Source organism: Streptomyces sp. NPDC002773, assembly GCF_040295605.1.
Taxonomy (GTDB): Bacteria; Actinomycetota; Actinomycetes; order Streptomycetales; family Streptomycetaceae; genus Streptomyces.
Window position 1 is genome coordinate 225,563 of the sequence record NZ_JBEOVO010000003.1, and the last position, 25,062, is coordinate 250,624.

The following is a 25,062-nucleotide window of genomic DNA, read 5'->3' on the forward strand; positions in this document are numbered from 1 at the left end:
CCCCACCCCTACCGTCGCGTAACTCTTGCTCCAGCGCCACTCGTTCACCCCGACCAGGAGAGCCGATGACCCAGGACCCCGCAGCCCAGCGGAGCGAGATACGCATCGACACCAGCACGCCGCACCCGGCGCGCATGTACGACTGGTTCCTGGGCGGCAAGGACAACTACCCGGTCGACGAGGCGATGGCCCGCCAGCTGCTCACCGTCGACGCCCGGGGCCGGGACATGGCCCGCGTCAACCGGGCCTTCATGCACCGCGCCATCCGCTGGCTCAGCGCCCACGGCGTCCGCCAGTACCTGGACGTCGGTACGGGCATCCCGACCGAGCCCAACCTGCACCAGATCGCGCAGGAGGCCGCGCCGGAGTCCCGCATCGTCTACTGCGACAACGACCCGATCGTGCTCGCGCACGCGGCCGCGCTGCTGCGCTCGACCCCACAGGGGGCCACCGAGTACATCCAGGCGGACGCCCGCGACCCCGAGGTCATCCTCGAAAGGGCCGGAAAGGTCCTTGACTTCGACAAGCCGATCGCGCTGTCGATGCTCGCCCTGCTGCACTTCGTCGGGGACGAGGACGGCGCGTACGAGCTGGTCCGCAAGCTCGTGGACCAGCTGGCACCGGGCAGCTACCTGGTCCTCTCCCATGTCACCGGGGATTTCAACCCCGAGGGCGCGGCGCAGGCGGCGGCGATGTACAAGGCGCGCGGCCTGACCCTGCGGCCCCGCTCGCGCGACGAACTGGCCGCGTTCTTCGACGGCCTGGAATTCGTCGAGCCCGGCGTCTCGCTCACCGCGGAGTGGCACCCGGAGCTGGGCGAGCCGGTCCCGGTCCCGGGCGACGAGCCCATCCCGGGCTGGGCCGGCGTGGCCCGGAAGCCCTGACCCGCTCCGTACGGAGGAGGCCCGCCGACCTGTCGGTGGGCCTCCTCGCGTTCTACGGCTCCACCAGCGTCACCCGGAAGCTCCGTGCCGGGCTCACGTTGCCGGCCGCGTCGATCGTGCGGTACTCGATCGTGTGCGTGCCGTAGTCCGGGGTCGCGTCGTCCCACGGCACCGCCCGGCTCCGGCCCAGCTTCCCGTACACGAGGTCGTCGATCACCGTGCCGCCCGGCGTGAAGCGGAACGGCGCGTCCGCGTCCGTCGGCCAGCCGTAGTACGTGTACCAGCCGTCGCCGTTCACCCGGAACTGGCTCACCACCGCGCCTTCCTGGTCGTCCCGGGCGGTCAGCCGCATCGTGAACGGGCCGTCGTAGACGTACTCCACGGGTCGGCCGGGGCGCCGTTCCGTACGCAGCGGCTCGGACAGTTCGTACGCGGAAGTGGCCGGACGGGCGTCGACCGTCCAGCTCAACTCCTCGTCCCCGCCCGCGAGACGCGCCGTCAGGGTATGGGTCCCGGGAGTCAGGCGGAGCCGACGCAGGTCCAGGTCGCGGTCGTTGGGGCCGGTCGCCACCGGCCGTCCGTCGAGCCGCCACCGTACGGCCGGGGTGCCGTCCACCGGGTGGGTGGTGTCCGCGTGGACGACGGTCCGGGCGCCGACGGGCGAACCGGTGGGGGTGTGGCCGGTGAACGCGGCCCCGGTCCCGTCCCGCTCGGTCGTGAGGGACGGGTCCACCGTCCAGCTCACCGTACGAGTGAGGGCGGCGGAGGCGCGGACCGCCGGGTCGCGGACGAAGGGCGTCGGGTCCGTGACCGTCGCCGTGAGGGTGTGCTGACCGGGGGAGAGCCGCAGTTTCCGTAGGTCGACGGTGCGGGCGCCGTGCGTGGGCAGGGACCGCCCGTCGAGGCGCCAGGTCACGGTCAGGGGGCCGCCGACCGGGTGCAGGGTGTCCACCCACACCGTCCGGTCCGCCCCGAGGGGTGCCCTGTTCGGCGTGTGGTCCTGGACCAGGTCCACCTTCGCGGAGATCGCCTGGACCATGACCTCGCGCTCCACCTGGTCGAAGGAGTAGCCGAGGGTCTTCATGAGCGAGTGCCGGCTCGGGCGCCAGACGCCCTTCGTGCTGTACAGGCCGCCCTCGTAACGTCCGATGACCCCGCCCGACTCGCTCTCCTCACCCAGCCAGCGCCACCACTTGGCCCGCCGCTCCCGCATTTGACCCTCCGTCATGAGGGTGTGGTGGGAGGAGGAGGGCTCGGGGCCGGAGTACGCCTCGCCGGGGACGCCGCGCGCGTAGTAGTCGTACTCGTCCTGGAGGCCGCCGAGCGAATGCCCGATCTCGTGCGGGGTGATGAGCGAGGAGAGCGCGTTGCCGCCGGAGGCGGTGGCGTAACTCCCGCCCGCGCCGCCGTAGGTGGAGCTGTGCGCGAGCGCGACGACCTGCCGGTTGGCTCGGCTCGCGCCGGGGACGAGGTCGGCGAGCGCGGCGGCCTTCCGGCTGTCGACGGTCAGCAGCCGCCGCACGCTGTCCGGATTGCAGCCGCCCCAGAACCCCATGTCGAGCGCGGTGTCACGGGTGGGGGCGTCGAGCTCCGGGTCGCAGTCCACGCCCGACTCGGCCGAAGGCGCCTCCACCGCCCACACGTTGATGTACGAGCGGTACGAGGCGAAGGGCTCGATGCTCCACAGGGTGTTCAGATGCCGTTCGAGGTCCGCCCGGAACGCCGGCATCTCCGCCGCGGTGTAGCCGTCGCCCATGAACACCAGGTTGAACCGCCGGTCCGCGGGCCCGGTGGTCTGGACGGGGACGACGACCGGACCGTCCCCGCGCGTCGGTGTCTCCGCCGCCGCGGGGGCGGTACCCACCAGAGCGGCGGCCAGCAGGCAGGCCGTGACGAGGCGAGCGGTGACCGGGCGGGCGGCGGCGAGGCGGACCACCTCTCGTCGAACACCTTTGTTCTGTGAGGTCATGGGGCGCGAGCCTAGGCCGCGCCCCCGACGTCGTAAAGATGTTCGTCAGCCGTACAGGCGGGTGTCGGCTCAGTGCCGCAGGTACGCAAGCCCCGGGTGCTCCGCCGTGTAGCCGTCCACGAGCCGGCGGCCCACGGCCACCGAGTCGACCAGCGGATGCAGGGCGAAGGCCTTGACGGCGGTCGCCCGTGAGCCGCTCTCCGCCGCCGCGAGGACCTCCCGCTCCACCGCCTTCACCGCCGTCACCAGGCCGACCGCGTGGTACGGCAGCGGGGACACCGCCACCGGATGGGCGCCGTTCGCGTCCACGAAGCACGGCACCTCGATCACGGCGTCCGCGTCGAGCGCTGCGAGTGTCGTGCCGTTGCGCACGTTGAGGATGAGTGTGGTCCGCTCGTCGCGCGCCACCGCCCGCATGAGGGCGAGCGCCACCTTCTCGTAGCCGCCCGACTCCAGGTCCTCCTCGTCGCGCTCACCGGTCCCGGCGGCCTCCCGGTTGGCCGCCATGTAGGTGGCCTCGCGGTCGGCGAGCGTACGGTGCCAGGCGGCCAGGGCGGGTGTGTCGGGCTTCCCCATCTGCTGGTAGAAACCGTCCTGTTGGTCGCGGAGGTAGGCGCCGCGCGTCCGCTCGGCGGTCCGGTAGGCGTGCACCGCCTCCCGGTTGAAGTAGTAGTAGTGCAGGTACTCGTTGGGGATCGCGCCGAGCGAACGCAGCCACTCCGCGCCGAACAGCCTGCCCTCCTCGAACGAGCCGAGCGCCTCCTCGTCGGCGAGCAGCCTCGGCAGCTCGTCCCGGCCGCCGATCCGCAGCCCCCGCAGCCAGCCCAGGTGGTTCAGGCCCACGTAGTCGATCCAGGCCTCGTCCGGATCGGCGCCCAGGATGCGGGCGACGCGGCGGCCGAGCCCCACGGGGGAGTCGCAGATGCCGACGACCCGGTCGCCGAGGATCCGGGACATCGCCTCCGTGACCAGGCCCGCCGGGTTGGTGAAGTTGATGACCCAGGCGTCGGGGGCGAGTTCGGCGATCCTGCGGGCGATGTGCGCCGCCACGGGCACGGTCCGCAGGCCGTACGCGATGCCGCCCGCCCCCACCGTCTCCTGGCCGAGCACCCCCTCGGCGAGCGCGATCCGCTCGTCGGCCGCCCTGCCCTCAAGGCCCCCGACCCGGATCGCGGAGAACACGAAGTCCGCCCCGCGCAGCGCCTCGTCCAGGTCCGTCGTCGCCGTCACCCCGGGTGCGTCCGGCACCCCCTCGCCCTGCTCCGCGAGGACCCTGGCGATGGCCGAGAGCCGCCCCTCGTCGAGGTCGTACAGGGTGACGTGGGTGACCCGTCCCTCGGCGTGGTCGCCGAGGAGAGCCCCGTACACCAGCGGCACCCGGAACCCGCCGCCTCCGAGAATCGTCAGTTTCATGCTCGTACGCTACTCGGACACACCCGCTGAGCAGCGGGATTCCGGCCGGGCGTCCACGGAGGCGTCCACATGCCGGGCACGGTTCCGCGGTGCCCGTGGGGGACAATGGCGGCATGTCCCGACGCAAGCCCCGCCCCCGTACGACCGCCGTCACGGCCCCCGCCGTGACCGCGGCCTCGCCCTGCCCCTGCGGCCTCGACACCCCGTACGGCGCGTGCTGCGGACGGTTCCACGCGGGGACGGGCGGCACGGCGCCCACGGCCGAACTGCTCATGCGCTCCCGCTACAGCGCCTTCGTCGTCCGCGACGAGGCCTATCTGCTCCGCACCTGGGCGCCGGAGACCCGTCCCGCCGAGGTCGACTTCGACCCGGGCCTGCGCTGGACCGGCCTGGAGATCGAGGAAGCCACCGAGGGCACAGCGTTCCACCAGCGAGGCACCGTCACCTTCACCGCGCGCTACCTCCACGACGGCGAGCCCGGCGCACTGAGCGAACGCAGCCGCTTCGCCCGCCATGAGGGCGCCTGGGTGTACGTGGACGGCGACGTCGCCCCGTAGCGGCAAAGCCGCTCAACGCAGCCCCGCCTTGACCGTCTGCCGTCCTGCGGACGGCAGGCCGCCCGCGAGGTCCTCGGCGACGAACTTCTTCGCGATGGCGTCCGTCGCGACTCGCAGTTCGGGTCCGCTCGGCCGGCCGCGTTCCTGCTCGACCCGGTCGGACAGCCAGTCGCCCCACGCGTGCGTGATGACGTCCGCCTCGCGCTTGCCGGCCGGCGTGTGGGAGAGCAGATTGCCGTCGCGGGTCAGGAACCCCTCGTCGACCATCCGGTCGAAGACCGGCAGGAGCACCTCGGGCGGAACCCGGCGACGCGCCGAGATCAGACCCAGGCTCGCGTGCCCGACCGTCCGGGTGAAGAGCTCGACCTGCATGACCGCCCAGGCCCCGGCCGGGTCGAGCCGGGTGTCGGAGTCGGCGACGACCCGCCGGGCCGTGTCGACGTCGGTCCGGCGCAGGATCCGGCCCACGGACAGTTCGAGGAGCTTCGCCGAGTCGCCCGCCGTGGTGGGGGAGGCGAAGCCCTCACCCATGTCGGGTGCGGCGGCGCGCGCCGAGTCGCGGAGCTTCACCTGCTTGAGGAAGAGCGCGACGACGAAGCCGACGGCGGCCACCGGCACGGTCCAGAGGAAGACGGTGTGCAGGGTGTCGGCGTAGGCGTGGACGATGGGCTCCGCGACCTCGGCCGGCAGGCCGTGCACTCCGGCCGGGCTCTGCGCCGCCTGCCCGACTCCGGCCGGGTCCGCGCCGGTGCTCCCCGCGACCGCCGAGGCCTCGGCGACCCCGGCCGTGAGGTTGGGCTTGAGGGAGTTGACGTAGATCGTGCCGAAGACGGCGGTGCCGAAGGAGCTGCCGAGCGTACGGAAGAAGGTGACGCCGGAGGTGGCGGTGCCGAGGTCGGCGTAGTCGACGGTGTTCTGCACGGCGATGGTCAGGACCTGCATGCACAGGCCGATGCCGACGCCGAGCACGAACATGTAGAGCGACGCGAGCCAGGTGCTGGTCCCCGGTTCCATGAGGGACAGCAGGTAGAGCCCGAGGCCCATCACCAGGCAGCCGGCGATCGGGAAGATCCGGTAGTGGCCCGTCTTGCTGACGACGTTGCCGCTGAAGACGGAGGCGATGAGCAGGCCGACGACCATGGGCAGGGTGCGGATGCCGGAGACGGTGGCCGAGTCCCCGTCGACGTACTGGAGGTAGGTCGGCAGGAACGTCATCGCGCCGAGCATGGCGAAGCCGACGACGAAGCTCAGCACGGAGCACACGGTGAAGACGGGGTTGCCGAACAGCCGCATGGGCAGCATGGGTTCGGCGGCGCGGGTCTCCACCCAGCAGAAGAGCGCGAGGGCGATGATGCCGCCGGCGAACAGGCCGATGATGACTCCGGAGCCCCAGGCGTACTCGTTGCCGCCCCAACTGGTGGCCAGGATCAGGGCGCTGGATCCGGCGGCGACGAGCGCGATGCCCGCGTAGTCGATGACGGGCCGGCTCGCCGAGCGTACGGAGGGGATGGTGCGGGCGGCGGCGATGACGACGAGGATCGCGATGGGCACGTTGACGTAGAAGGCCCAGCGCCAGCTGAGGTGGTCGGTGAAGAAGCCGCCGAGGAGCGGGCCGATGACGGTGGAGACACCGAACACGGCCCCGATCGCGCCCTGGTACTTGCCGCGTTGGCGCAGCGGGATCACATCGGCGATGAGCGCCATAGAGGTGACCATGAGACCGCCCGCGCCGATGCCCTGGAGGCCGCGCCAGAGGATGAGCAGCGTCATGTTCGAGGCGAGTCCGCAGAGGAACGAGCCGGTGATGAACACGACCGCCGAGATCTGGAAGATCACCTTGCGGCCGAAGAGGTCGCCGAACTTGCCGACGAGGACGGTCGCGACCGTCTCGGCGAGCAGATAGGCGGTGACCACCCACGACATGTGGGCGGCGCCGCCGAGGTCCGAGACGATCGTGGGCAGCGCGGTGCCGACGATCGTCTGGTCGAGGGCGGCGAGGAGGACACCCAGCATGATCGTGCCGAAGACGATGTTGCGGCGGCGGCTGTCGAGGACGGGCGGCTCGGTGGCGGCCGGGGGCGCGGGCGCTGCGTCGCTGGTCGTGGTCACTCTCGCAGCGTCACACCGGCCCTGTCCGGGTGCATGCGGGGGTCCGCCGAACGGGCGGGCCGTCAGGGGGTGACGGAGCCGGACCGCCGGGGCGTGCGCCGGCCCGGCTCCCTCAGGGAGTGACGGGCAGCTTCGGGTGGTGCTTGGCGAGGATCTTGTTGGCCCGCGCGAGCGCGGCGAGGGCGTGCTCGCGGTCGGCCCGGTCCTCGGTGCACAGCGGCCCCCGGAACCGGTACACCTCGCGCGCCGCGCAGTCCGCGTCGACCTCGGCCTGGAGGACGTGCAGCGGCAGGCAGGCACCGATCAGCGCGGCCACACGGTCGGGGATCGGGACGGGGACGAGGCGCGAGGGCGAGGTGATCACGGGTCAGTCCTAGCGGTTCGGGGAAGGGTACGGAAAGGGGTGGGGAAGGGTGTTCTCTCCATACGTACCGGATCGCCGTACGGGTTCCGGTACGGCGATGTCGCGGTGGGGCAACGACGGGACCGCCCCGCGGGGGCGCGCGCGGGCGCCGGGGCGGGGGGAGTGGGCGCGGGCTCCGGGCGGGCGCGGGGACGTTCCCGCAGGTACGGGGGCGGGTGGCCGCCGCCGTGTGGCGCAGCGCTCCTGCGTTTCGCGCGCGCGTACGGCGAACGCGTGGCCGACGGGGGGACGTTGGGGCGCGGTCGGGCTCCGAGCGAATGTGAAGCATCTCACTCGGCGGAATGGCGTATTCCGGACAGCTGCCGACTCGATCCTTGCCGAGGGCGGACGCCGTGCCTACCGGAAAATCTCCGACAGGTCGTACGAGGCCGGCTCGTCCAGCTGGTCATAGCCGCAGGACTCCGGCGTCCGGTCCGGCCGCCACCGCTTGAACTGCGCCGTGTGGCGGAAGCGGTCACCCTCCATGTGGTCGTACCCGACCTCGCAGACCCGCTCGGGCTGCAGCGCCACCCACGACAGGTCCTTCTTCCCCGACCAGCGGCTCGGCGCACCCGGCAGCCGGGCTCCCTCGTGCGCGGCCTCCTCGGCCCACGCCGCCCATGGATGCCCGTCCGGCGGGTCCATCCGCAGCGGCTCCAGCTCCTCGATCAGCGCGGCACGCCGGACCGCGGTGAACGCCGCGCACACGCCGACGTGCTGGAGGGCGCCCCTGTCGTCGTACAGGCCGAGCAGCAGCGAGCCGACCACCGGCCCGCTCTTGTGGAAGCGGTAGCCGGCCACCACCACATCGGCCGTCCGCTCGTGCTTGATCTTGTACATGAGCCGGGCGTCCGGCCGGTACGGCAGGTCGAGGGGCTTGGCGATCACCCCGTCGAGCCCCGCGCCCTCGTACTGCTGGAACCAGCTGCCGGCCAGCTCGGCGTCCCGGGTCGCCGGGGCCAGATGGACCGGCGCGTCGACCCCGGCGAGCATCCGTTCCAGCGCTTCCCGGCGTTCGCTCAGGGGAGCGTCGAGCAGGGAGACGTCACCGAGGGCGAGCAGGTCGAAGGCGACGAACCGCGCCGGGGTGGTCTCGGCCAGCATGCGGACCCGGGAGTCGGCCGGATGGATCCGCTCGCTGAGCCGGTCGAAGTCGAGCCTGCCCTCGTGCTCGATGACGATCTCCCCGTCGACCACGCACCGCTCCGGCAGCCGGGCCGCGAGCGCCTCGACCAGCTCGGGGAAGTAGCGGGTGAGTGGCTTTCCGGTACGGCTGCCGATGACGAGCTCCGGCCCGTCCCGGTGCACGATCGCCCGGAAGCCGTCCCACTTCGCCTCGTACTGCATCCCGGGCGGAATGTTCTTCACGGACTTGGCGAGCATCGGTTTCACGGGCGGCATCACCGGAAGATCCATGAGGCGATTGTCCGGTATGCGGGAGTTGTCTGCGAGCCCTAGGCTGACCGGCATGGCAGGCAAGGCGGCAGCGGTGGAGTTGGAAGTCGGCGACCGGACCGTGCGCGTGTCCAATCCGGACAAGGTCTACTTCCCCGAACCCGGCTACACCAAGCTCGACATGGTCAGCTACTACCTGGCCGTGGGGGACGGCGTCACCCGCGCCCTGCGCGACCGCCCCACCACGCTGGAGCGCTACCCCGACGGGGTGACCGGCGAGTCGTTCTTCCAGAAGCGGGCGCCGAAGAACCTGCCCGACTGGATCCCGACCGCCCACATCACCTTCCCCAGCGGCCGGTCGGCCGACGAGCTGTGCCCCACCGAACCGGCGGCCGTGCTCTGGGCCGCCAACCTGGGCGCCGTCACCTTCCACCCCTGGCCGGTACGGCGGGACGACACCGACCACCCCGACGAACTCCGCATCGACCTCGACCCGCAGCCCGGCACCGACTACGCCGACGCCGTCCGCGCCGCCCACGAACTGCGCGCCGTCCTCGACGAGCACGGACTGCGCGGCTGGCCGAAGACCTCCGGCGGGCGAGGGCTCCATGTCTTCGTGCCGATCCTGCCCCAGTGGACGTTCACCCAGGTCAGGCGGGCGGCCATCGCCTGCGGCCGGGAGCTGGAGCGGCGGATGCCGGAGCGGGTCACCATCAAGTGGTGGAAGGAGGAGCGCGGCGAGCGGATCTTCGTCGACTACAACCAGACGGCCCGGGACCGCACGATCGCCTCCGCCTACTCCGTGCGCCCGCGTCCGCACGCCCCCGTCTCGGCACCGCTGCGGTGGGAGGAGGTCGACGACGCCGTGCCCCAGGACTTCGACATCAAGAAGATGCCGGTCCGGTACGCGGAGGTCGGCGACGTCCACGCCGACATGGACGACGAGCGCTTCAGCCTGGAGTCCCTGCTCGAACTGGCCCGGCGGGACGAGGCGGAGCACGGCCTCGGCGACCTGCCGTACCCGCCGGAGTACCCGAAGATGCCGGGCGAGCCGAAGCGCGTCCAGCCGAGCCGGGCGAAGAAGGAGAGTGGCTGACCGGAGGAGGGTGGGCGATGTTCCCCCGGGCTGCTTCACCTGTGACCCGGACCGTCGTTCCCCACCGGTCCGCCTCATTCCTGGCCATGAAACAACACGAACGGTCGTGCTAGCATTTTTGCCTACCCAGGACGACCGAGGAGATCCGGCATGTACCCGATGGCTCCGCTCATCCGCACCGCCCTGAACGCCACCGCCCGCGTCGCCCCCGGACCGGCCGGACGCTGGGCCTTCCACCTCTTCGTCCGCCCGCTCGGCCGGGCGCGTGTCAGGCCCGAGGAGCAGCCCCTCCTCGCCTCGGCCCGCACCGGACACCTCCAGGTCCGGGGCAAGGACGTCGTCACCTACGCCTGGGGCGACGGCCGCCGGCCCGTCCTCGTCGTCCACGGCTGGTCCTCGCGCGCCTCCCGCCTCACCGCCCTCATCGAGGCGCTCCTCGCGTGCGGCTACAGCCCGGTCGCCTTCGACGCGCCCGGCCACGGCGACTCATCGGGGCGGGCGAGCAACATCGTCGAATACCGGGAGACCATCCGGGAGTTGCACGCCAGGCACGGCGACTTCGAGGCCGTCGTGGCGCACTCGTTCGGCGTTCTCGCCGCCCTCTTCGCCCTCAGGGACGGAGTCCGTACGGCCCGCTTCGTCGGCCTCGGCGGCGTCGGCTCCTTCGACCTGCTGCTCGCGGGCTTCCGGGCCGGGCTCGGCTTGGACGAGCGGGTCGTCCGGTGCATGCGCGACCACGTCGAGCGGCGGATCGCGCCCGGCGAACCCGGCATCTGGGACCGTTTCGGCGCCGACCGGGACCCCGGCGAACTCGGCGCACCCGTCCTGCTGTTCCACGACGAGGGCGACGACATGGTGCCCCTCGCCCAGGCCCGCCTGCTCGCCCGGGCGCACGGCGACCGGGCCCGGCTCGTCGTCACGCGGGGGCTCGGCCACCGCCGCATCCTGACGGACCCGGCGGTCGTGGCCGAGGCGGTGGAGTTCCTGACGGCTCCGGCGGACGAGCCGTCGCCGTCGGAGGCGCCGGTCACAGCTGGCTGAGGCGAGGGGCGGAGGACGGTTTCTAGGCGTTGTCCATGCCGGCCAGGCCCCGGTCCGTGGCCGAGGCCCGCAGGCGGGCCGTGATGCCCCGCTCGGCGCGGGCGTAGGTCCGGGTGTCGCCGAAGAGCACGGACTGCGCGTTCGCCGCCTCCATGAGCGCGATCACCTCGAACGCCAGCTGTTCCACGTCCAAGTCCTCCGCGAAGTCGCCCACGGCCCGCGCTTCCGTCAGGGCCCGTTCCATGTAGGCGGTCCAGTCGTGGCGGGTCCGGGCGACGGCGTCGTGCACCGGACCCGTACGGGCGTCGAACTCGGCCGAGACCGCGTAAAAGAAGCATCCGCCGGCGAACACCCGGTCCGAGGAGTACGTCAGCCAGTTCCGGCACAGCTCGCGCACCCGGGGTGCACCCGGCGGTACGTCCTCAAGCGGAGTGACCACGCGGTCGGCGAAGACGGCGACGGCCGCTCTGATCGTCGCGAGCTGGAGCTCCTCCTTGGAGCCGAACAGCGCGAAGACGCCGCTCTTGCTCAGGTTCAGCTCGGTCGCGATCCGTCCCAGGGACAGCCCTTCGAGTCCCTCGATGGAGGCGATGTCCATGGTCCGGCCGAGCACGAGGCGCCGGGTCTGGTTGCCGCGCTCGACGCGCCCGTCCGTCTTGGTTCCGGTGCCGCTGCCGGTGCTGCCGCTCATGCGCCCATGGTACTGACCGCACGACCGTACGGATATCTCCCCGGTGCGCGGCCCGCAGAGTCCGGTATCCGCCATTGATCGAACGTTGATGGCGTGTTTACAGCACTACGGGAGTGTGTCTCTCATGCAGATGGACATGCGGATGGACATGAACCCGCGGATGGATACCGACGTGCTGACCGCCCCCGACCTCTCCTGGCGGGAGGACGCCCTGTGCGCCCAGGCGGGACCGGAGTTCTTCTTCCCGGCCCCCGGCTCGTCGACGCGCGAGGCGAAGCAGCTGTGCGGGGCGTGCGAGGGGCGCCTGGCGTGCCTGGAGTACGCGCTGAGCCACGACGAGAGGTTCGGCGTGTGGGGCGGACTCTCCGAGAAGGAGCGCATACGGCTCAAGCGGCAGAGCCACTGAGCCGCATACGGCTCAAGCGGCAGAGCCACTGAGCCGCATACGGCTCAAGCGGCAGAGCCACTGAGCCGCGTACGGCTCAAGCGGCAGAGCCACTGAGCCGCGGGCGCCCGGTGCGGCGCGAGCCCGCCCCCGTCGCGTCGCCGGTGACTCAGCCGGCCGCGCGCGCGGCCATGCGGGCCTTGCGGGCCGCGAGCCTCTCGTCGAACTTGCTCGCCTCGCTGTCGAGCCCGTTCATGTACAGGCCCAGCTCCTCCTGCGCCTGCAGGCCCTCCGGGCCGAGGCCCTCGATCTGGAGGACCTTGAGGAAGCGCAGGACGGGCTGGAGGACGTCGTCGTGGTGGATGCGCATGTTGTAGATCTCGCCGATCGCCATCTGCGCAGCCGCCCGCTCGAAGCCGGGCATCCCGTGTCCGGGCATCCGGAAGTTGACCACGACGTCCCGCACGGCCTGCATGGTCAGGTCGGGGGCGAGCTCGAAGGCCGCGCCCAGCAGGTTGCGGTAGAAGACCATGTGCAGGTTCTCGTCGGTGGCGATGCGGGAGAGCATCCGGTCGCAGACCGGGTCGCCGGACTGGTGGCCGGTGTTCCGGTGCGAGATGCGGGTCGCGAGCTCCTGGAAGGCGACGTACGCCACGGAGTGCAGCATCGAGTGCCGGTTGTCCGACTCGAAGCCCTCGCTCATGTGCGCCATCCGGAACTGCTCCAGCTTGTCCGGGTCGACGGCGCGCGAGGCGAGGAGGTAGTCGCGCATCACGATGCCGTGACGGCCCTCCTCGGCGGTCCAGCGGTGCACCCAGGTGCCCCAGGCGCCGTCACGGCCGAAGAGGCTGGCGATCTCGTGGTGGTAGCTCGGCAGGTTGTCCTCGGTGAGCAGGTTGACCACGAGGGCGATCTTGCCGATGTCGGTCACCTTGGACTGGGACGGGTCCCAGGCCTCGCCGTCCTCGAAGAGGCCGGGGAAGTTCCGGGCGTCGGACCACGGCACGTACTCGTGCGGCATCCAGTCCTTGGTGACCTTGAGGTGCCGGTTGAGCTCCTTCTCCACGACCTCTTCCAACGCGTAGAGCAGCCGGGCGTCGGTCCACCCTGCCGAGCTGTCGAGGTGGGGAGAGGTGAGCGTCACGAGTACTCCTGGGGACGGAGGGGAAGGGCATACAGATGTACCTACGGATTCGTAGGTTACGAGACCGTAGGTTAAGGCTCCGTAAGGCGTCGGCCAAGCCCGTCCTGGCGATGTCCGGTTACGTTCCGTTATGCGCGCTGCTCGGGCGGGGTCGCGGAGACGCAGGTCACGTCGTGGACGCCGCTCGGGCGCTGCCCGGTCCGCTACGCAGCGCAGATGCCCGACCGCTCAGAGCAGATGGTCGGCCGCGCCGGCCTTCACCGCCTGGATCAGGGCCCGCAGCGCCTCCACCGAGTCGCTGACGTACGCGCCGGGGGAGAGGGTCGAGCCGATGTAGGCCCGGCCCGCGTCGTCGAGTCCGAAACGGAAGCAGTTGGCGCCCTCGCTGCAGAAGGCCTCGCTCCAGTCGATCTCGACGGCGGGGCCGCCGGGCCGGGCGGAGGTGCCGCCGGTGCCGGTCGTGACGCTCGTGGTGCCGGTCGTGACGTTCATGGTGGGGGTCCCTCACAGGTCCTGGGCGATGGTGCGGACGAATGCGCGTGACTCGTCCGCGGGCAGGGCGAGCCCGCGCAGCCGGTCCAGCAGGCCCCGGTACCGCCGCAGCTGCATGTCGGCGTCGAGGAGGAGGGAGCCGTGGGAGGAGTCGAGCTGCACGGTGTCGAGCTGCGCCACGGGCGCTGCCACATAGGTGAACGACTGCCCCGCCCCCGGGAAACCACCCGCGGCGAAGGGGATGACGCGCACGGCGACGGAGTCCCGCTCGGAGTACGCCAGGATGTGCTCGAGTTGTCCCCGTGCGACCTTCGGCCCGCCGAACTGCATCCGCAGCGCCGCCTCGTGGATCACGGCCTCGTAGCGTACGGGCCGGTCCCGCTCCAGGACCTCCTGGCGGCGGAGGCGGAGTGCCAGCCGGGCTTCCAGGTCGGGCCCCGGCAGTGGGGGGACGGCGGTGTCGAAGACGGCCCGCGCGTGCTGCTCGGTCTGCAGGAGGCCCGGGATGTGGGTGGTGACGGCGGTGTGCAACGCCGAGGCGTGGAACTCCAGTTCGGCGATGTCGATGAGCGCGGGCGGCAGTAGTCCGCGGTGCTCCTCCCACCAGCCCCTGTCCCGCTCGTGGGCCATGCCGGCGAGGAGGTCGACGAGTCCGGTGTCCGGGCAGCCGTAGTTGAAGGCGAGCGTCCGGACGCGCTCGGCGCTGATCCCGAAGCGGCCCGACTCGATGTGCGGGATGCGGGTGCGGTCGACGCCCAGGAGGGCGGCGGCCTGCTGGGCCGACATCCCCGACTGTTCACGCAGTCTGCGCAGTTCGCTCCCGAGTCGCTGCTGCCGCGCGGTCGGACTGCTCCTGGGTGGCACGCTCGGTCTCCCCTTCGTTCTGTGACGGCGATATGGCCGAAATGGCATGAGTACCCGCAAGTAGTAGCACTGTGCTCCATGTGTGCGCTACGGTCGGTAGCGCCAGTCTCACACGGGGCTACCACCCGTGTGGAGCTACCCCCGTACAGGAAAAGTGAGCAACCCGATGAAGGGCGCCCTGCGTTGCCTCCCGACCGCCGCCGCGGCCGGGCCCATACCCCCCGCCACGGAGAACCTCAGCTACTCGATGCTCCTCCCAGGAGGCGCCTACTGCGCCGGACTCGCGCGCCGGTCGGTCGAGTCGCTCCTCGGCCGGCACGGCCTCTCCGACCTCTGCGAGACCGCTACCCTCGCCGCCTCCGAACTCGTCTCCGCCGCCTACCGGTTCACCCCCGACCGGGAGATGATCCTCAGGGTCCGCTGGCAGTTCGAGGCGCTGCGGATCGTGCTCTACGACCAGCATCCCGCCCATGCCTCGCCCACCGCCGCCGAGGAATGCCGCGACCGCCGCAGCCGCAGCATGTGGCTGCTGGCCGCGGCGGTCGACGCGCACGGAGGGGACTGGGGCCTCGCCCCCGTCCTCACCCCCGGCGGCGGCACGAAGTCCTGGGCGTTACTGCACCGCTAGCGACGTCCCCCGGACAGACCCCTGACCTCCTCCGCCGTCGTCGGCCGCAGCTCACCGTCGAGCAGCAGCCAGCGGGTGATCCCGAGCGACTCCAGGAACGTCACGTCGTGGCTCGCCACGACCAACGCGCCCTCGTACGCGTCGAGGGCCGCCGTCAGCTTCCGTACCGACGCCATGTCCAGGTTGTTCGTCGGCTCGTCCAGCATCAGCAGCTGCGGAGCCGGCTCCGCGAGGAGCAGCGCCGCGAGCGTCGCCCGGAACCGCTCCCCGCCCGACAGGGTGCCCACGGGCTGATCCGCCCGCGCCCCCCGGAACAGAAACCGTGCCAGCCGGGCCCTGATCGCGTTCCCCGTCGCCGTGGGCGCGAACCGGGCCACGTTCTCCACCACGCTCAGCCCGTCGTCCAGGACGTCGAGCCGCTGCGGCAGGAACCGGAGCGGCACCCGCGCCTCCGCCTCGCCCGACAGCGGAAGCAGCTCCCCCGCGATCGTCCGGAGCAGCGTCGTCTTCCCGGCGCCGTTCCGGCCGACGAGGGCGATCCGCTCAGGCCCGCGCAGCTCGAACTCGCCGTTCACCCGGGCCCCGTAGGGCAGTTCCAGATTCCGCAGGAACAGCACCTCGCGGCCCGGCGGCACGGAGGTGCGCGGCAGTTCGACGCGGATCTCGTCGTCGTCCCGCACCGCCTCCACGGCCGCGTCGAGCCGCTCCCGGGCCTCCGAGAGGCGCTCCGTGTGCAGCGCCCGGTGCTTGCCGGCCGAGACCTGCGCCTCGCTCTTGCGGTTGTTCGCCACGATCCTCGGGACGACCTTGTTCTCGAAGCTCTTCTGGCCGTACCGCTTGCGGCGCGCCAACTTCACCTGTGAGTCGGTGAGTTCCCGCTTCTGCCGCTGCACGTCGGCCTCCGCGACCCGGACCATCCGCTCCGCCGCCTCCTGTTCGGCGGCGAGTGCCTCCTCGTAGGCGGACCAGGCGCCGCCGTACCAGGCGACGGCGCCGTCCCGGAGATCGGCGATCTGGTCGACCCGCTCCAGGAGTTCCCGGTCGTGGCTGACCACGACCAGGGCACCGGACCAGCCCTCCACGGCCTCGTACAGCCGCGCCCGGGCCTGCCGGTCCAGGTTGTTCGTCGGCTCGTCGAGCAGCAGGACGTCGGGCCTGGCGAGCAGCAGGGCGGCGAGGCGCAGCAGTACGGACTCGCCGCCCGAGACCTCACCGACGGTCCGGTCGAGACCGACGGCACCGAGCCCGAGCTGGTCGAGCGTGGCACGGGCCCGCTCCTCCACGTCCCAGTCGTCGGCGAGCGCGGTGAAGTGCTCCTCCGCCGGGTCCCCCGCCTCGATGGCGTGCAGGGCGGCCCGCTTCGCGGCGATGCCGAGGATCTCGTCCACCCGGCGTGAGGTGTCCAGGACCAGGTTCTGCGGGAGGTAGCCGAGTTCGCCGGTGACCCGGACGGTGCCGGAGACCGGGGTCAGCTCACCCGCGATCAGCTTCAGAAGGGTGGACTTGCCGGAGCCGTTGAGCCCGACGAGCCCCGTGCGGCCGGGGCCGACCGCGAGACGGAAGTCGTCGAGGACCTCGGTGCCGTCCGGCCAGGAGAAGGAGACGGAGGTACAGGTGATGAAAGTGGGGTGATGCGCCATAGGGGCCTCCCGGGGTGCGAGCGCGAGCGTGACTGGATGCGACGCGTGGAGACACCGAGGGCGCGGGCAGTGAGAAGTACGGCTCGTACGCCGAGGTGGAGCACGGCACACGCGGCACAGGGGGCACGCGCGGCACGGTGTCTCGCAGCCTCAGACGAGCAATGTCCTTCTCCGATCAGATGACGACTGGGTCGGTACTGACCGTACGCATCGGCGCGGGAGGGCGGCAAACGATTTACGGGAGGAGCCCCTGGGCCCCGTTACGGGCGCCCGTGCAGCAGCTTCGCCAGGTCCTCGTCCCAGTCCAGGTACTGGTGCTCGCGCCCCGCCGGCACCAGGTGCTCCGAGCGCTCGAGGAAGCGGCGCAGCTCCGAGGTCCGGACGTGGACCATGGCCACTCCCTCCGGGGCGTGGAACTCGACCACCGTACGGTCGTACCCGTACGGACGCAGGCGTACGTCCCCGTCCCCGGCCGGGCGCTCGACGCCCTGGACGAGCAGTTCACGCGCGAAGGCCCAGGAGACCTCGACGCCCTCCAGGGTCGCGGGCGGCGGGAAGGCCATGCTCACGGCGTACGGGTCCTCGCGGTCGTACCGCAGAGTCGCGGGGACCGTCTCCATCCGCGGAGTGGATGCGACCATTCGTGCCTCAACGGCTTGTTCGATGACGGCGGACAAGACCGGCTCCTCTCACGCGGGCTTCGGATCCTGTGCGTCTCCCCGACACCAGGGCACCTGACACCTGGCAAGACGAGTGAGGCGGCCGGAACGTGCACTCGGGACCCACGTGAGTTGCGTCACCGAAGCGGTCGCCCCGAGGGTGTCGGGGACGGGCGGCGCAGGTCAGCGTGGTGGGAGCAGGCCACCGGGGACCGCGGTGCACCTCCCGGGGCCATCGGAGTACGGCTGGATTCCGGGGGCCCGGATGCCGTACGCCATCGCCCGCTTGGCGGCATCGGCGGGGCTCGAAGGTGACGCGGGGCGCGGGAGGCACCCTGGACGGGAGCGGCCGGGGGTAATAGCTTCCGGCGCCATGACGTCCATGGGGAAGACGAGACGAATGATGTCGACGGGGCTGATCGGGGCGGCGCTGACGCTGACCCTGACCTCCCCGGCGCGCGCCGGGGAGACCCCCACGACCGCGCCCACGACAGTGACCGCGACCGCGACCGCGACCGCGACCGCGACGGTGACCGCGACCGGGGCAGGTGGCCAACCGGCCCCGGACGGACAGGAGTCGCCCGGGTGGCAGCTGACGCCGACCGGTACCGACGTCCGCTTCCGCGGCCTCGCTCCGGTCGACCGCCGCACCGCCTGGGCCGCCGGCTCCAAGGGCACGGTGCTGCGCACCACCGACGGCGGCCGGAGCTGGCGAAACGTCTCACCACCCGGTGCGGCCGAGCTGGAACTCCGGGACGTGGAGGCCTTCGACGCCCGCCGGGCCGTCGTCCTCGCCATCGGGGAGGGGGAGGCCTCGCGTGTGCTGCGCACCGAGGACGGCGGAGCCACCTGGACCGAGTCCTTCCGCAACACCGATCCGCGCGCCTTCTACGACTGCATGACGTTCTTCGACCGCCGGCACGGACTCGCCATGAGCGACCCCGTCGACGGGAAGTACCGGATCCTCGCCACCCGCGACGGCGGCCGCTCCTGGCAGGTGCTGCCGAGCGCCGGGATGCCGGACGCGCTCCCCGGTGAGGCGGGCTTCGCGGCGAGCGGCCAGTGCCTGGTGTCGGCCGGGCCGCGGGACGTGTGGCTGGCGACGGGCGGCGGGGCCACCGCGCGCGTGCTCCACTCCGCCGACCGGGGGCTGACCTGGACCGCCACCGTCTCGCCCGTTCCGGCCGGCGACCCGGCCCGAGGCGTCTTCGGGCTCGCCTTCCGGGACCGTACGCACGGCATCGCCGTCGGCGGCGACTACCGCAAGGACCAGCCGTCCCCGCAGGCAGCCGCGGTCACCGGCGACGGGGGTCGTACCTGGCGCGCCTCGGCCACGCCCCCGCCCGCGTACCGCTCCGGCGTCGCCTGGCTCCCGCACAGCCGGAGCGCGGCGCTCGCCGTCGGCCCGACCGGCACGGACCTGACCACCGACGGCGGCCGCACCTGGCGCACGGTCGACACCGGCTCGTACGACACGGTGGACTGCACGCCCGACGGCTCTTGCTGGGCCTCGGGCGAGAAGGGCCGGATAGCGGTGGCGCGGCCGGCCCGGTAGGAACCCGGGCCGGCCGTCCAGGCCGGGCGCCTACGAGGGCAGCTGCTCCCGGAAAGCGGCCAGGCCCTCGGCCGTCTTGGTCGCGTAGAACTCGGTGATCCGGTACGCGCACACGCCCTCGACGCTGAACGGGTCGGCCGCCACGATCTTCTCGATCTCCGTGCGGTCGACCCCGGCGGCCAGGATCACCCCGCCGTCACGCGGGTTCTTGCGCCCCGAGGCGACGATCACGCCGGCGGCGTACTGCGCGTCCAGCCACTCGATGTGCGCGTCGAGCAGCGCGTCGACCCGCTCGACGGGCGCGGTGTAGGTCAATTCCAGTACGAACATGATCGCAGGCTACCCGGTGCCCTCCGCCTGGGAGCCGGCCCACGGGCGAACATAGGGTGGCCCGCATCATGACGATCATCGAGATTCCGGCGGGCTGGCCCGCCGACGAGACCGCCGCCCGAGCCGTCCAACAGGAGCTGCGCGGGCGCCTCGTACGCGAAGAGGAAGGGCCCGCGGTCGGCGAAGGGCATGTCACGGGGCTCGACGTGGCCTACGACGACGAGCGCGACCTGGTCGCGGCGGCGGCCGTCGTCCTCGACGCGCGGACCCTGGAGGTGGTGGCGGAGACCACGGCGGTCGGCCGGGTCTCGTTCCCGTACGTCCCCGGCCTCCTCGCCTTCCGCGAGATCCCGACCGTCCTCGCCGCGCTCGACCGCCTCACCGTCGACCCCGGCCTCCTCGTCTGCGACGGCTACGGCCTCGCCCACCCCCGCCGCTTCGGGCTCGCGAGCCACCTGGGAGTGCTCACGGGCCGGCCTTCCGTCGGCGTCGCGAAGAACCCCTTCACCTTCACGTACGAGCAACCCGGCGCGGCACGCGGCGAGTTCGCCCCACTCCTCGCCGACGACGAAGAAGTGGGACGCGCCCTGCGCACCCAGGCCGGGGTGAAGCCGGTGTTCGTCTCCGTCGGCCACCGCGTCTCCCTCGCCAACGCCTGCGCCCACACCCTCCACCTCACCCCGCGCTACCGCCTCCCCGAGACCACCCGCCACGCCGACTCCCTCTGCCGCCGCGCCCTGAAGGAGGCGCTGGGGGAGGAGTGAGCGGTACCTGAGCGTGTCGTGCAACGCCTGGACGCGGGCCCCGTGTCAGGGGCTCACGTCACCTTGCTCGGCCCGAGCCCTGCGGACGTGGTCGAGGTGCCTGGCCTGCCGCCGCACAAGCAACTCGTCGATGGGTTCGAGAACCCGATCCCATGCGCGCTCAACGCCCGGTGACCCGTCGGCAGTTCGTACATAGCCCTGAGCCGCGGCGATCGCCATGTCGTAGAGGTCGCGATCCGCCGGGAGGGCGTTCGACCGCTCACGTCGCAACCATGCGATCAGCCACGGCATGTCCCGGGACCAGCTCGGGTTCGCCAAGGAGCGAACGCGCAGATATCCCAGTTCATCCCACCACCGGCGGCTGTGCCACTTGCGTGAGTCTGCGGGCGGCAGCCCGGGGGGTAGGTCCTTCACGGGACCCATAGTGCCTGGTGGTCGGCGTGTGGGACCACGGGGTTTGCCGTTCAAGCAGTTCGTCGGGTTCGGTGCCGGAGGCGGGGGACCACGCACGAGCCACCGTTCGACGTCACGGGTGAAACGGCAACTGAGTACCTGTACGGATATCGAGGCATCGTCCCGACCGGCAGAGTGTGGGCCATGACAACTCCCCTTTCCGCTCCGCCGCGTTCCGCCGGGCGCGGCCTGAATCTGGTTCTCGTCTGCGTCGGGCTTGTCGCCCTCGCCTGGTCCTGGGCCATGCTGTACGTCGTCGCCGCTTGGGTCCTCGCGTGATCGGGCGGCTGCGGTGCCTCGTTCTCGACTGTCCCGATGCTCGGGAACTCGCGGAGTTCTACCGGCAGTTGATCGGTGGGGCGGTGGAGAGTTCCGATCCGCGGTGGGCTGTCGGTGAGGGTGCCGCCGTGCTGCGCGGCGACGGGGGGCAGGCCCTCGTCTTCCAGGGCGTGGCGGACCATCGCCCGCCCGTCTGGGGAGCGCCCGAGCAGCAGTTCCACCTCGATGTGCGGGTCGACGACCTGGCGGCCGCCCATGAGGCCGTCCTCGCGATCGGAGCCGTACTGCTCGGCGGGGGAGGGGTCGACGACGGGGGTGCCGACCCGGCCTGGCGTGTCTACGCCGACCCGGCCGGGCACCCGTTCCGGCTCGTACGGCCCTGATCGGGGTCGTACGCCCTCAGCCGCGGTGCGCGACCCGGAAGCGGATCCCCGCCGCACTCAGCCGCGCGGTGAGCGCGTCGCCCATCGCCGCCGCCGTCGTCACCTGGCCCGCCGTCTTCGGGAGCGGGTCGAAGGCGAGGCAGAGGGCCGACTCGGCGAGCATCTTCGCCGTCTCGTCGTACCCCGGATCGCCGCCCGACACCTCGGTGAAGACCCGGCGTCCGCCGCCCTCGCCGACGAAGCGCACCGAGAACCAGCTGCGGGCCCGCCGCTCCTCGGACGGCCCCTCGCCTGCCTGGTAACGCCCCATCAGCCACTGCCGAACCGGGGGTAGTTGAGCCGCCGCCACGCTCGCGCCGACGGCGGCGGCGCCTCCGAGGGCCATGGGGAGCGTCTTCACGGAGGCGTAGTGCCGGTAGCGGAAGTCCGGCCCGTACCGTTCGAGGGCCGCGGCCGAGCGCGCCACGACCTGCGGGTCGAGCGTGGGCAGCGGCAGTGCCCACGTCGCGGTCTCCCGGCTGAAGCGTGGTGCCCCCAGCGGCGCCCTGGCCCGGCGGCGCACCAACCGCGGTTCGTGCAGGCGCCGTTCACGGGCGGCCCGCAGGATCTCCCGGCCCCGGCCGAACGCGGTCAGCGCCGACGCGAACGTGCCGCCGGAGAAGGTCGCCCCGGCCCGGACGAAGCCGTCGACCCGGAGCGGTACGCCCTCCGGGAGCTGCTGGACGGTGAAGTACACGCCCAGGTCGTGCGGGACGGAGTCGAATCCGCAGGCGTGCACGATCCGGGCGCCGGTCTCCCGGGCGCGGGCGTCGTGCCGGACGTACGTCAGGTCGACGAACTCGGCCTCACCGGTGAGGTCCACGCAGTCCGTCCCGGCCTCCGCGCAGGCGGCGACGAGCCCGTCGCCGTACCAGACGTACGGGCCCACGGTGGTGGCCACCACCCGGGTGGACTCGGCGAGTTCGCGCAGGGAGCCGGGGTCGGCGGCGTCGGCGACGACGAGCGGCAGCCCGGCGCAGCGCGGCCAGCGGGCGGCGAGGCGTTCGCGCAGGGCGGTGAGGCCGGCCAGGTTGCGGCCCGCGAGTGCCCAGCGGCACTCCGCGGGGGCGTGCTCGGCCAGGTACGCGGCGGTGAGCTCGCCCACGAATCCCGTCGCCCCGAACAGCACCACGTCGTACGGCCTGCCCCCCTCACGCCCGGCCCCGGCTTCTCCTTCGGCCCCGGCCGCGGGAACCGCCCCGGCCGCGGGAACCGCCCCCGACCCCGATCCGATCCCCGACCCCGATCCGATCCCCGGCCCAGCCCCCGACCCCGACCCCGCCCCGGCCCCGCCCTCGCGTCCCACGCCCGCCGCCCCTGTCTCCATCCAGCCCCTCATTTCGGCCGTACCGCGCCGCCGAGCGCGGTTGTCGTCGTCGGCGGAGGATAGCGGTTCCGGCGCCGGGCGCGGCCCGCGCCCCGGGTGCCGTAATTTCCAAGCGCTTGCTCGGCCGGGGGGCTTGTGCGGAGTGGAACACGTTCCTAGCATCTCCGGTGTTACATCATTGGTGTCACACACGCCTGGGGGCTCGATGAGCACGACACACACCACCGGCGACGGCCCGCTCGCCGGGGTACGCGTGGTCGAACTCGCCGGCATCGGCCCCGGCCCCTTCGCCGCCATGCTCCTCGCCGACCTGGGCGCCGACGTCGTCCGCGTCGACCGCCCCGGCGGTGCCGGTCTCGGCATCGACCCGGCCCGCGACCTCACCAACCGCAACAAGCGCTCGGTCCTCGTCGACCTCAAGGCCGACGGCGGCCCGGCCACCGTCCTCGACCTGGTCGAGCGGGCCGACATCCTGATCGAGGGCTACCGGCCCGGCGTCGCCGAGCGCCTCGGCGTCGGCCCCGACACCTGCCTCGCCCGCAATCCGCGGCTCGTCTACGGGCGGATGACCGGCTGGGGCCAGGACGGCCCGCTCGCCGCGACCGCCGGCCACGACATCGGCTACATCGCGATCACCGGCGCGCTCGGCATGATCGGCCCCGACCCGGACGGCCCGCCCACCGTCCCGGCCAATCTCGTCGGCGACTACGCGGGCGGCTCCCTCTACCTCGTCATCGGCGTCCTCGCCGCGCTCCAGCACGCCCGCGCGCACGGCGAGGGCCAGGTCGTGGACGCCGCCATCGTCGACGGCACCGCCCACCTCACCACCATGATCCACGGCATGCTCGCGGCCGGCGGCTGGCAGGACCGGCGGGGCGTCAACCTCCTCGACGGCGGCTGCCCCTTCTACGGCGTGTACGAGACCTCCGACGGCGGCCACATGGCGGTCGGGGCCCTCGAGGAGCAGTTCTACGGGGAGTTCGTCCGCCTCCTCGGCGTCGAGGACGTCGCCCCCGCACGCCGCGACTTCGCCCGCTGGCCCGAGCTGCGCGAGGCCGTCGCCGGGCGTTTCCGGAGCCGTACCCGCGAGGAGTGGACAGCGGTCTTCGACGGGAGTGACGCCTGCGTCGCGCCCGTCCTCTCGCTGCGCGAGGCGCCCGCCCATCCGCACCTCGCCGCCCGCGCCACCTTCACCGAGCACGGCGGCATCGCCCAGCCCGCCCCCGCGCCCCGCTTCTCCGTCACCCCCGGCAGCCTGCGTACGGGCCCCGCCCTGCCCGGCGCCGACACCGCGGCCGTCGCCCGCGACTGGGCCGTACCCGCACTCGAAAGCCCGAAGCGGGACCGGCCGGCCCAGCAGACGCAGCCCACCCCGCAGGCCCCGCAGACCCAGGAGACCGAAGCATGAAGCGTCAGCTCTACACCGCCGACCACGAGGCCTTCCGGGGAGTCGTCCGCACCTTCCTGGAGAAGGAGGTGCTGCCCCACTACGAGCAGTGGGAGAAGGACGGCGTCGTCTCCCGCGAGGTCTGGCTCGCCGCCGGCCGGCAGGGACTGCTCGGCCTCGCCGTCGACGAGGAGTACGGAGGCGGCGGCAACCCCGACTTCCGCTACGGCGCCGTCCTCGCCGAGGAGTTCACCCGGGCCGGTGCCCCCGGACTCGCCATCGGCCTGCACAACGACATCATCGGCCCCTACCTCACCTCGCTCGGCACCGAGGAGCAGAAGCGGCGGTGGCTCCCCGGCTTCTGCTCCGGCGAGCTGATCACCGCCATCGCCATGACGGAACCCGGCGCCGGCTCGGACCTCCAGGGCATCCGTACGACCGCGGAGGACCACGGCGACCACTGGGTCCTCAACGGCTCCAAGACCTTCATCTCCAACGGCATCCTCGCTGACCTCGTGGTCGTCGTCGCCCGCACCACCCCGGAGGGCGGCGCGCACGGCCTCTCCCTCCTCGTCGTCGAGCGCGGCGCCGAGGGCTTCGAACGCGGCCGGAACCTGGACAAGATCGGCCAGAAGTCCCAGGACACCGCCGAGCTGTTCTTCACGGACGTCCGCGTCCCCAAGGAGAACCTCCTCGGTGAGCTCAACGGCGCTTTCGTCCACCTCATGACCAACCTCGCCCAGGAGCGTCTCGCCATCGCCGTCGCCGGCATCGCGGGCGCCGAGCACCTCCTGGAGATCACCACCCGGTACGTCAAGGAGCGGGAGGCCTTCGGCCGGCCCCTCGCCCGGCTCCAGCACATCCGCTTCGAGATCGCGGAGATGGCCACCGAGTGCGCCGTCACCCGCACCTTCGTCGACCGCTGCATCGCCGAGCACGACGAGGGGGGACTCGACGCCGTCCACGCCTCCATGGCCAAGTGGTGGGCGACCGAGCTCCAGAAGCGGGTCGCCGACCGGTGCCTGCAACTGCATGGCGGATACGGCTACATGAGCGAATTCCCGGTGGCCCGCGCCTACACCGACGGCCGGATCCAGACCATCTACGGCGGCACCACCGAGATCATGAAGGAGATCATCGGCCGTTCCCTCCTCGGCTGATCTCCCGCCGCCCGA

General features: G+C 72.3%; 25 protein-coding genes. 12 read left to right on the top strand and 13 right to left on the bottom strand.

The window, feature by feature from the left end; all coding sequences use genetic code 11:
- Positions 1-65: 65 nt before the first annotated feature.
- Entirely contained in the window at positions 66-884 is an 819-nt protein-coding gene (locus ABT034_RS06235; protein WP_351211780.1) for an SAM-dependent methyltransferase, read from the top strand.
- A 52-nt stretch (positions 885-936) separates the two neighbouring features.
- Here the strand turns inward: ABT034_RS06235 and ABT034_RS06240 are convergent, their stop codons facing one another.
- Both ABT034_RS06240 and ABT034_RS06245 read right to left on the bottom strand, forming a co-directional pair.
- Positions 937-2,853 carry a M64 family metallopeptidase gene (locus ABT034_RS06240; protein WP_351211782.1) on the bottom strand — a complete coding sequence of 639 codons (1,917 nt, stop codon included), beginning with the start codon at positions 2,851-2,853 and terminating at the stop codon, positions 937-939.
- A 69-nt stretch (positions 2,854-2,922) separates the two neighbouring features.
- Entirely contained in the window at positions 2,923-4,266 is a 1,344-nt protein-coding gene (locus ABT034_RS06245) for a 6-phospho-beta-glucosidase (RefSeq protein ID WP_351211784.1), read from the bottom strand.
- A gap of 113 nt (positions 4,267-4,379) precedes the next feature.
- Between ABT034_RS06245 and ABT034_RS06250 the strand changes: the two genes are divergently transcribed.
- A complete protein-coding gene (locus ABT034_RS06250; RefSeq protein WP_351211786.1) occupies positions 4,380-4,823 on the top strand; it encodes a YchJ family protein in 444 nt (147 codons plus the stop codon).
- 12 nt (positions 4,824-4,835) lie between these two features.
- Here the strand turns inward: ABT034_RS06250 and ABT034_RS06255 are convergent, their stop codons facing one another.
- From ABT034_RS06255 to ABT034_RS06265, 3 genes are all read right to left on the bottom strand, one after another.
- Complete coding sequence (locus ABT034_RS06255) at positions 4,836-6,932, bottom strand: MDR family MFS transporter (protein WP_351211788.1); 2,097 nt, start codon at positions 6,930-6,932, stop codon at positions 4,836-4,838.
- Positions 6,933-7,044: 112 nt separating this feature from the next.
- Positions 7,045-7,296 carry a hypothetical protein gene (locus ABT034_RS06260; RefSeq protein WP_403598111.1) on the bottom strand — a complete coding sequence of 84 codons (252 nt, stop codon included), beginning with the start codon at positions 7,294-7,296 and terminating at the stop codon, positions 7,045-7,047.
- A gap of 396 nt (positions 7,297-7,692) precedes the next feature.
- On the bottom strand, positions 7,693-8,751 hold the full coding sequence (locus tag ABT034_RS06265; RefSeq protein ID WP_351211790.1) for an ATP-dependent DNA ligase: 1,059 nt from the start codon (positions 8,749-8,751) through the stop codon (positions 7,693-7,695).
- A 52-nt stretch (positions 8,752-8,803) separates the two neighbouring features.
- Here ABT034_RS06265 and ligD point away from each other — a divergent pair, with 52 nt between their 5' ends.
- Both ligD and ABT034_RS06275 read left to right on the top strand, forming a co-directional pair.
- Positions 8,804-9,826, top strand: coding sequence for a non-homologous end-joining DNA ligase (ligD, locus tag ABT034_RS06270; RefSeq protein WP_351211792.1), 1,023 nt, complete (start codon positions 8,804-8,806; stop codon positions 9,824-9,826).
- Positions 9,827-9,976: 150 nt separating this feature from the next.
- A complete protein-coding gene (locus tag ABT034_RS06275) occupies positions 9,977-10,867 on the top strand; it encodes an alpha/beta fold hydrolase (RefSeq protein ID WP_351211794.1) in 891 nt (296 codons plus the stop codon).
- 22 nt (positions 10,868-10,889) lie between these two features.
- Here the strand turns inward: ABT034_RS06275 and ABT034_RS06280 are convergent, their stop codons facing one another.
- On the bottom strand, positions 10,890-11,558 hold the full coding sequence (locus tag ABT034_RS06280; RefSeq protein ID WP_351211796.1) for a TetR/AcrR family transcriptional regulator: 669 nt from the start codon (positions 11,556-11,558) through the stop codon (positions 10,890-10,892).
- A gap of 130 nt (positions 11,559-11,688) precedes the next feature.
- Between ABT034_RS06280 and ABT034_RS06285 the strand changes: the two genes are divergently transcribed.
- Positions 11,689-11,964 (top strand): WhiB family transcriptional regulator, encoded by a 276-nt coding sequence (locus ABT034_RS06285; RefSeq protein ID WP_502972817.1) that lies wholly within the window; start codon positions 11,689-11,691, stop codon positions 11,962-11,964.
- Positions 11,965-12,112: 148 nt separating this feature from the next.
- On the opposite strand, the gene ABT034_RS06290 is transcribed toward ABT034_RS06285, so the two are convergent.
- The 3 genes from ABT034_RS06290 to ABT034_RS06300 form a co-directional block, all read right to left on the bottom strand.
- The gene (locus ABT034_RS06290) at positions 12,113-13,087 is read right to left on the bottom strand and encodes an acyl-ACP desaturase (RefSeq protein WP_351211798.1); all 975 of its coding nucleotides are present in this window, start codon (positions 13,085-13,087) and stop codon (positions 12,113-12,115) included.
- Between the two features lie 228 nt (positions 13,088-13,315).
- A complete protein-coding gene (locus ABT034_RS06295) occupies positions 13,316-13,579 on the bottom strand; it encodes a hypothetical protein (protein WP_351211800.1) in 264 nt (87 codons plus the stop codon).
- Positions 13,580-13,591: 12 nt separating this feature from the next.
- A complete protein-coding gene (locus tag ABT034_RS06300) occupies positions 13,592-14,443 on the bottom strand; it encodes a helix-turn-helix domain-containing protein (protein ID WP_351211802.1) in 852 nt (283 codons plus the stop codon).
- A gap of 154 nt (positions 14,444-14,597) precedes the next feature.
- Here ABT034_RS06300 and ABT034_RS06305 point away from each other — a divergent pair, with 154 nt between their 5' ends.
- Positions 14,598-15,071 carry an ATP-binding protein gene (locus tag ABT034_RS06305; protein ID WP_351211804.1) on the top strand — a complete coding sequence of 158 codons (474 nt, stop codon included), beginning with the start codon at positions 14,598-14,600 and terminating at the stop codon, positions 15,069-15,071.
- Here ABT034_RS06305 and ABT034_RS06310 read toward each other — a convergent pair.
- Together ABT034_RS06310 and ssgD are read right to left on the bottom strand one after the other, a co-directional pair.
- Complete coding sequence (locus tag ABT034_RS06310) at positions 15,068-16,711, bottom strand: ABC-F family ATP-binding cassette domain-containing protein (RefSeq protein ID WP_351211806.1); 1,644 nt, start codon at positions 16,709-16,711, stop codon at positions 15,068-15,070. The two genes, ABT034_RS06305 and ABT034_RS06310, sit on opposite strands and share 4 nt — an antisense overlap.
- Before the next feature lie 260 nt (positions 16,712-16,971).
- Positions 16,972-17,388: a spore wall synthesis regulator SsgD gene (ssgD, locus tag ABT034_RS06315; protein ID WP_351211808.1), complete on the bottom strand. Its 417-nt coding sequence runs from the start codon at positions 17,386-17,388 to the stop codon at positions 16,972-16,974.
- Between the two features lie 355 nt (positions 17,389-17,743).
- On the opposite strand from ssgD, the gene ABT034_RS06320 reads away from it, so the two are divergent.
- The gene (locus ABT034_RS06320) at positions 17,744-18,925 is read left to right on the top strand and encodes a WD40/YVTN/BNR-like repeat-containing protein (protein WP_351211809.1); all 1,182 of its coding nucleotides are present in this window, start codon (positions 17,744-17,746) and stop codon (positions 18,923-18,925) included.
- Positions 18,926-18,955: 30 nt separating this feature from the next.
- Here the strand turns inward: ABT034_RS06320 and ABT034_RS06325 are convergent, their stop codons facing one another.
- Complete coding sequence (locus tag ABT034_RS06325; protein ID WP_351211811.1) at positions 18,956-19,255, bottom strand: YciI family protein; 300 nt, start codon at positions 19,253-19,255, stop codon at positions 18,956-18,958.
- Positions 19,256-19,323: 68 nt separating this feature from the next.
- On the opposite strand from ABT034_RS06325, the gene ABT034_RS06330 reads away from it, so the two are divergent.
- The 3 genes from ABT034_RS06330 (at position 19,324) to ABT034_RS06340 (ending at position 21,134) form a co-directional block, all read left to right on the top strand.
- Positions 19,324-20,019 carry an endonuclease V gene (locus ABT034_RS06330; RefSeq protein ID WP_351211813.1) on the top strand — a complete coding sequence of 232 codons (696 nt, stop codon included), beginning with the start codon at positions 19,324-19,326 and terminating at the stop codon, positions 20,017-20,019.
- 597 nt (positions 20,020-20,616) lie between these two features.
- Positions 20,617-20,751 (top strand): morphogenic membrane protein MmpA, encoded by a 135-nt coding sequence (gene mmpA, locus ABT034_RS06335; RefSeq protein ID WP_351211815.1) that lies wholly within the window; start codon positions 20,617-20,619, stop codon positions 20,749-20,751.
- Positions 20,748-21,134: a VOC family protein gene (locus ABT034_RS06340; RefSeq protein ID WP_351211817.1), complete on the top strand. Its 387-nt coding sequence runs from the start codon at positions 20,748-20,750 to the stop codon at positions 21,132-21,134. The genes mmpA and ABT034_RS06340 overlap by 4 nt, the downstream gene beginning before the upstream one ends.
- A gap of 16 nt (positions 21,135-21,150) precedes the next feature.
- On the opposite strand, the gene ABT034_RS06345 is transcribed toward ABT034_RS06340, so the two are convergent.
- Positions 21,151-22,305: a saccharopine dehydrogenase family protein gene (locus tag ABT034_RS06345; RefSeq protein ID WP_351211819.1), complete on the bottom strand. Its 1,155-nt coding sequence runs from the start codon at positions 22,303-22,305 to the stop codon at positions 21,151-21,153.
- Positions 22,306-22,705: 400 nt separating this feature from the next.
- Here ABT034_RS06345 and ABT034_RS06350 point away from each other — a divergent pair, with 400 nt between their 5' ends.
- Positions 22,706-23,908 (top strand): CaiB/BaiF CoA transferase family protein, encoded by a 1,203-nt coding sequence (locus ABT034_RS06350; RefSeq protein WP_351211821.1) that lies wholly within the window; start codon positions 22,706-22,708, stop codon positions 23,906-23,908.
- On the top strand, positions 23,905-25,047 hold the full coding sequence (locus tag ABT034_RS06355; RefSeq protein WP_351211823.1) for an acyl-CoA dehydrogenase family protein: 1,143 nt from the start codon (positions 23,905-23,907) through the stop codon (positions 25,045-25,047). Before ABT034_RS06350 ends, ABT034_RS06355 begins: the two co-directional genes overlap by 4 nt.
- Positions 25,048-25,062 lie beyond the last annotated feature (15 nt).

Bases quoted from the DNA above. Each gene is read 5' to 3' on its own strand.
- ABT034_RS06235 (WP_351211780.1), top strand. From the start codon at position 66: ATGACCCAGGACCCCGCAGCCCAGCGGAGCGAGATACGCATCGACACC.
- ABT034_RS06240 (WP_351211782.1), bottom strand. From the start codon at position 2,853: ATGACCTCACAGAACAAAGGTGTTCGACGAGAGGTGGTCCGCCTCGCC.
- ABT034_RS06245 (WP_351211784.1), bottom strand. From the start codon at position 4,266: ATGAAACTGACGATTCTCGGAGGCGGCGGGTTCCGGGTGCCGCTGGTG.
- ABT034_RS06250 (WP_351211786.1), top strand. From the start codon at position 4,380: ATGTCCCGACGCAAGCCCCGCCCCCGTACGACCGCCGTCACGGCCCCC.
- ABT034_RS06265 (WP_351211790.1), bottom strand. From the start codon at position 8,751: ATGGATCTTCCGGTGATGCCGCCCGTGAAACCGATGCTCGCCAAGTCC.
- ligD (WP_351211792.1), top strand. From the start codon at position 8,804: ATGGCAGGCAAGGCGGCAGCGGTGGAGTTGGAAGTCGGCGACCGGACC.
- ABT034_RS06275 (WP_351211794.1), top strand. From the start codon at position 9,977: ATGTACCCGATGGCTCCGCTCATCCGCACCGCCCTGAACGCCACCGCC.
- ABT034_RS06280 (WP_351211796.1), bottom strand. From the start codon at position 11,558: ATGAGCGGCAGCACCGGCAGCGGCACCGGAACCAAGACGGACGGGCGC.
- ABT034_RS06285 (WP_502972817.1), top strand. From the start codon at position 11,689: ATGGACATGCGGATGGACATGAACCCGCGGATGGATACCGACGTGCTG.
- ABT034_RS06295 (WP_351211800.1), bottom strand. From the start codon at position 13,579: ATGAACGTCACGACCGGCACCACGAGCGTCACGACCGGCACCGGCGGC.
- ABT034_RS06310 (WP_351211806.1), bottom strand. From the start codon at position 16,711: ATGGCGCATCACCCCACTTTCATCACCTGTACCTCCGTCTCCTTCTCC.
- ABT034_RS06320 (WP_351211809.1), top strand. From the start codon at position 17,744: ATGACGTCCATGGGGAAGACGAGACGAATGATGTCGACGGGGCTGATC.
- ABT034_RS06325 (WP_351211811.1), bottom strand. From the start codon at position 19,255: ATGTTCGTACTGGAATTGACCTACACCGCGCCCGTCGAGCGGGTCGAC.
- ABT034_RS06330 (WP_351211813.1), top strand. From the start codon at position 19,324: ATGACGATCATCGAGATTCCGGCGGGCTGGCCCGCCGACGAGACCGCC.
- mmpA (WP_351211815.1), top strand. From the start codon at position 20,617: ATGACAACTCCCCTTTCCGCTCCGCCGCGTTCCGCCGGGCGCGGCCTG.
- ABT034_RS06350 (WP_351211821.1), top strand. From the start codon at position 22,706: ATGAGCACGACACACACCACCGGCGACGGCCCGCTCGCCGGGGTACGC.
- ABT034_RS06355 (WP_351211823.1), top strand. From the start codon at position 23,905: ATGAAGCGTCAGCTCTACACCGCCGACCACGAGGCCTTCCGGGGAGTC.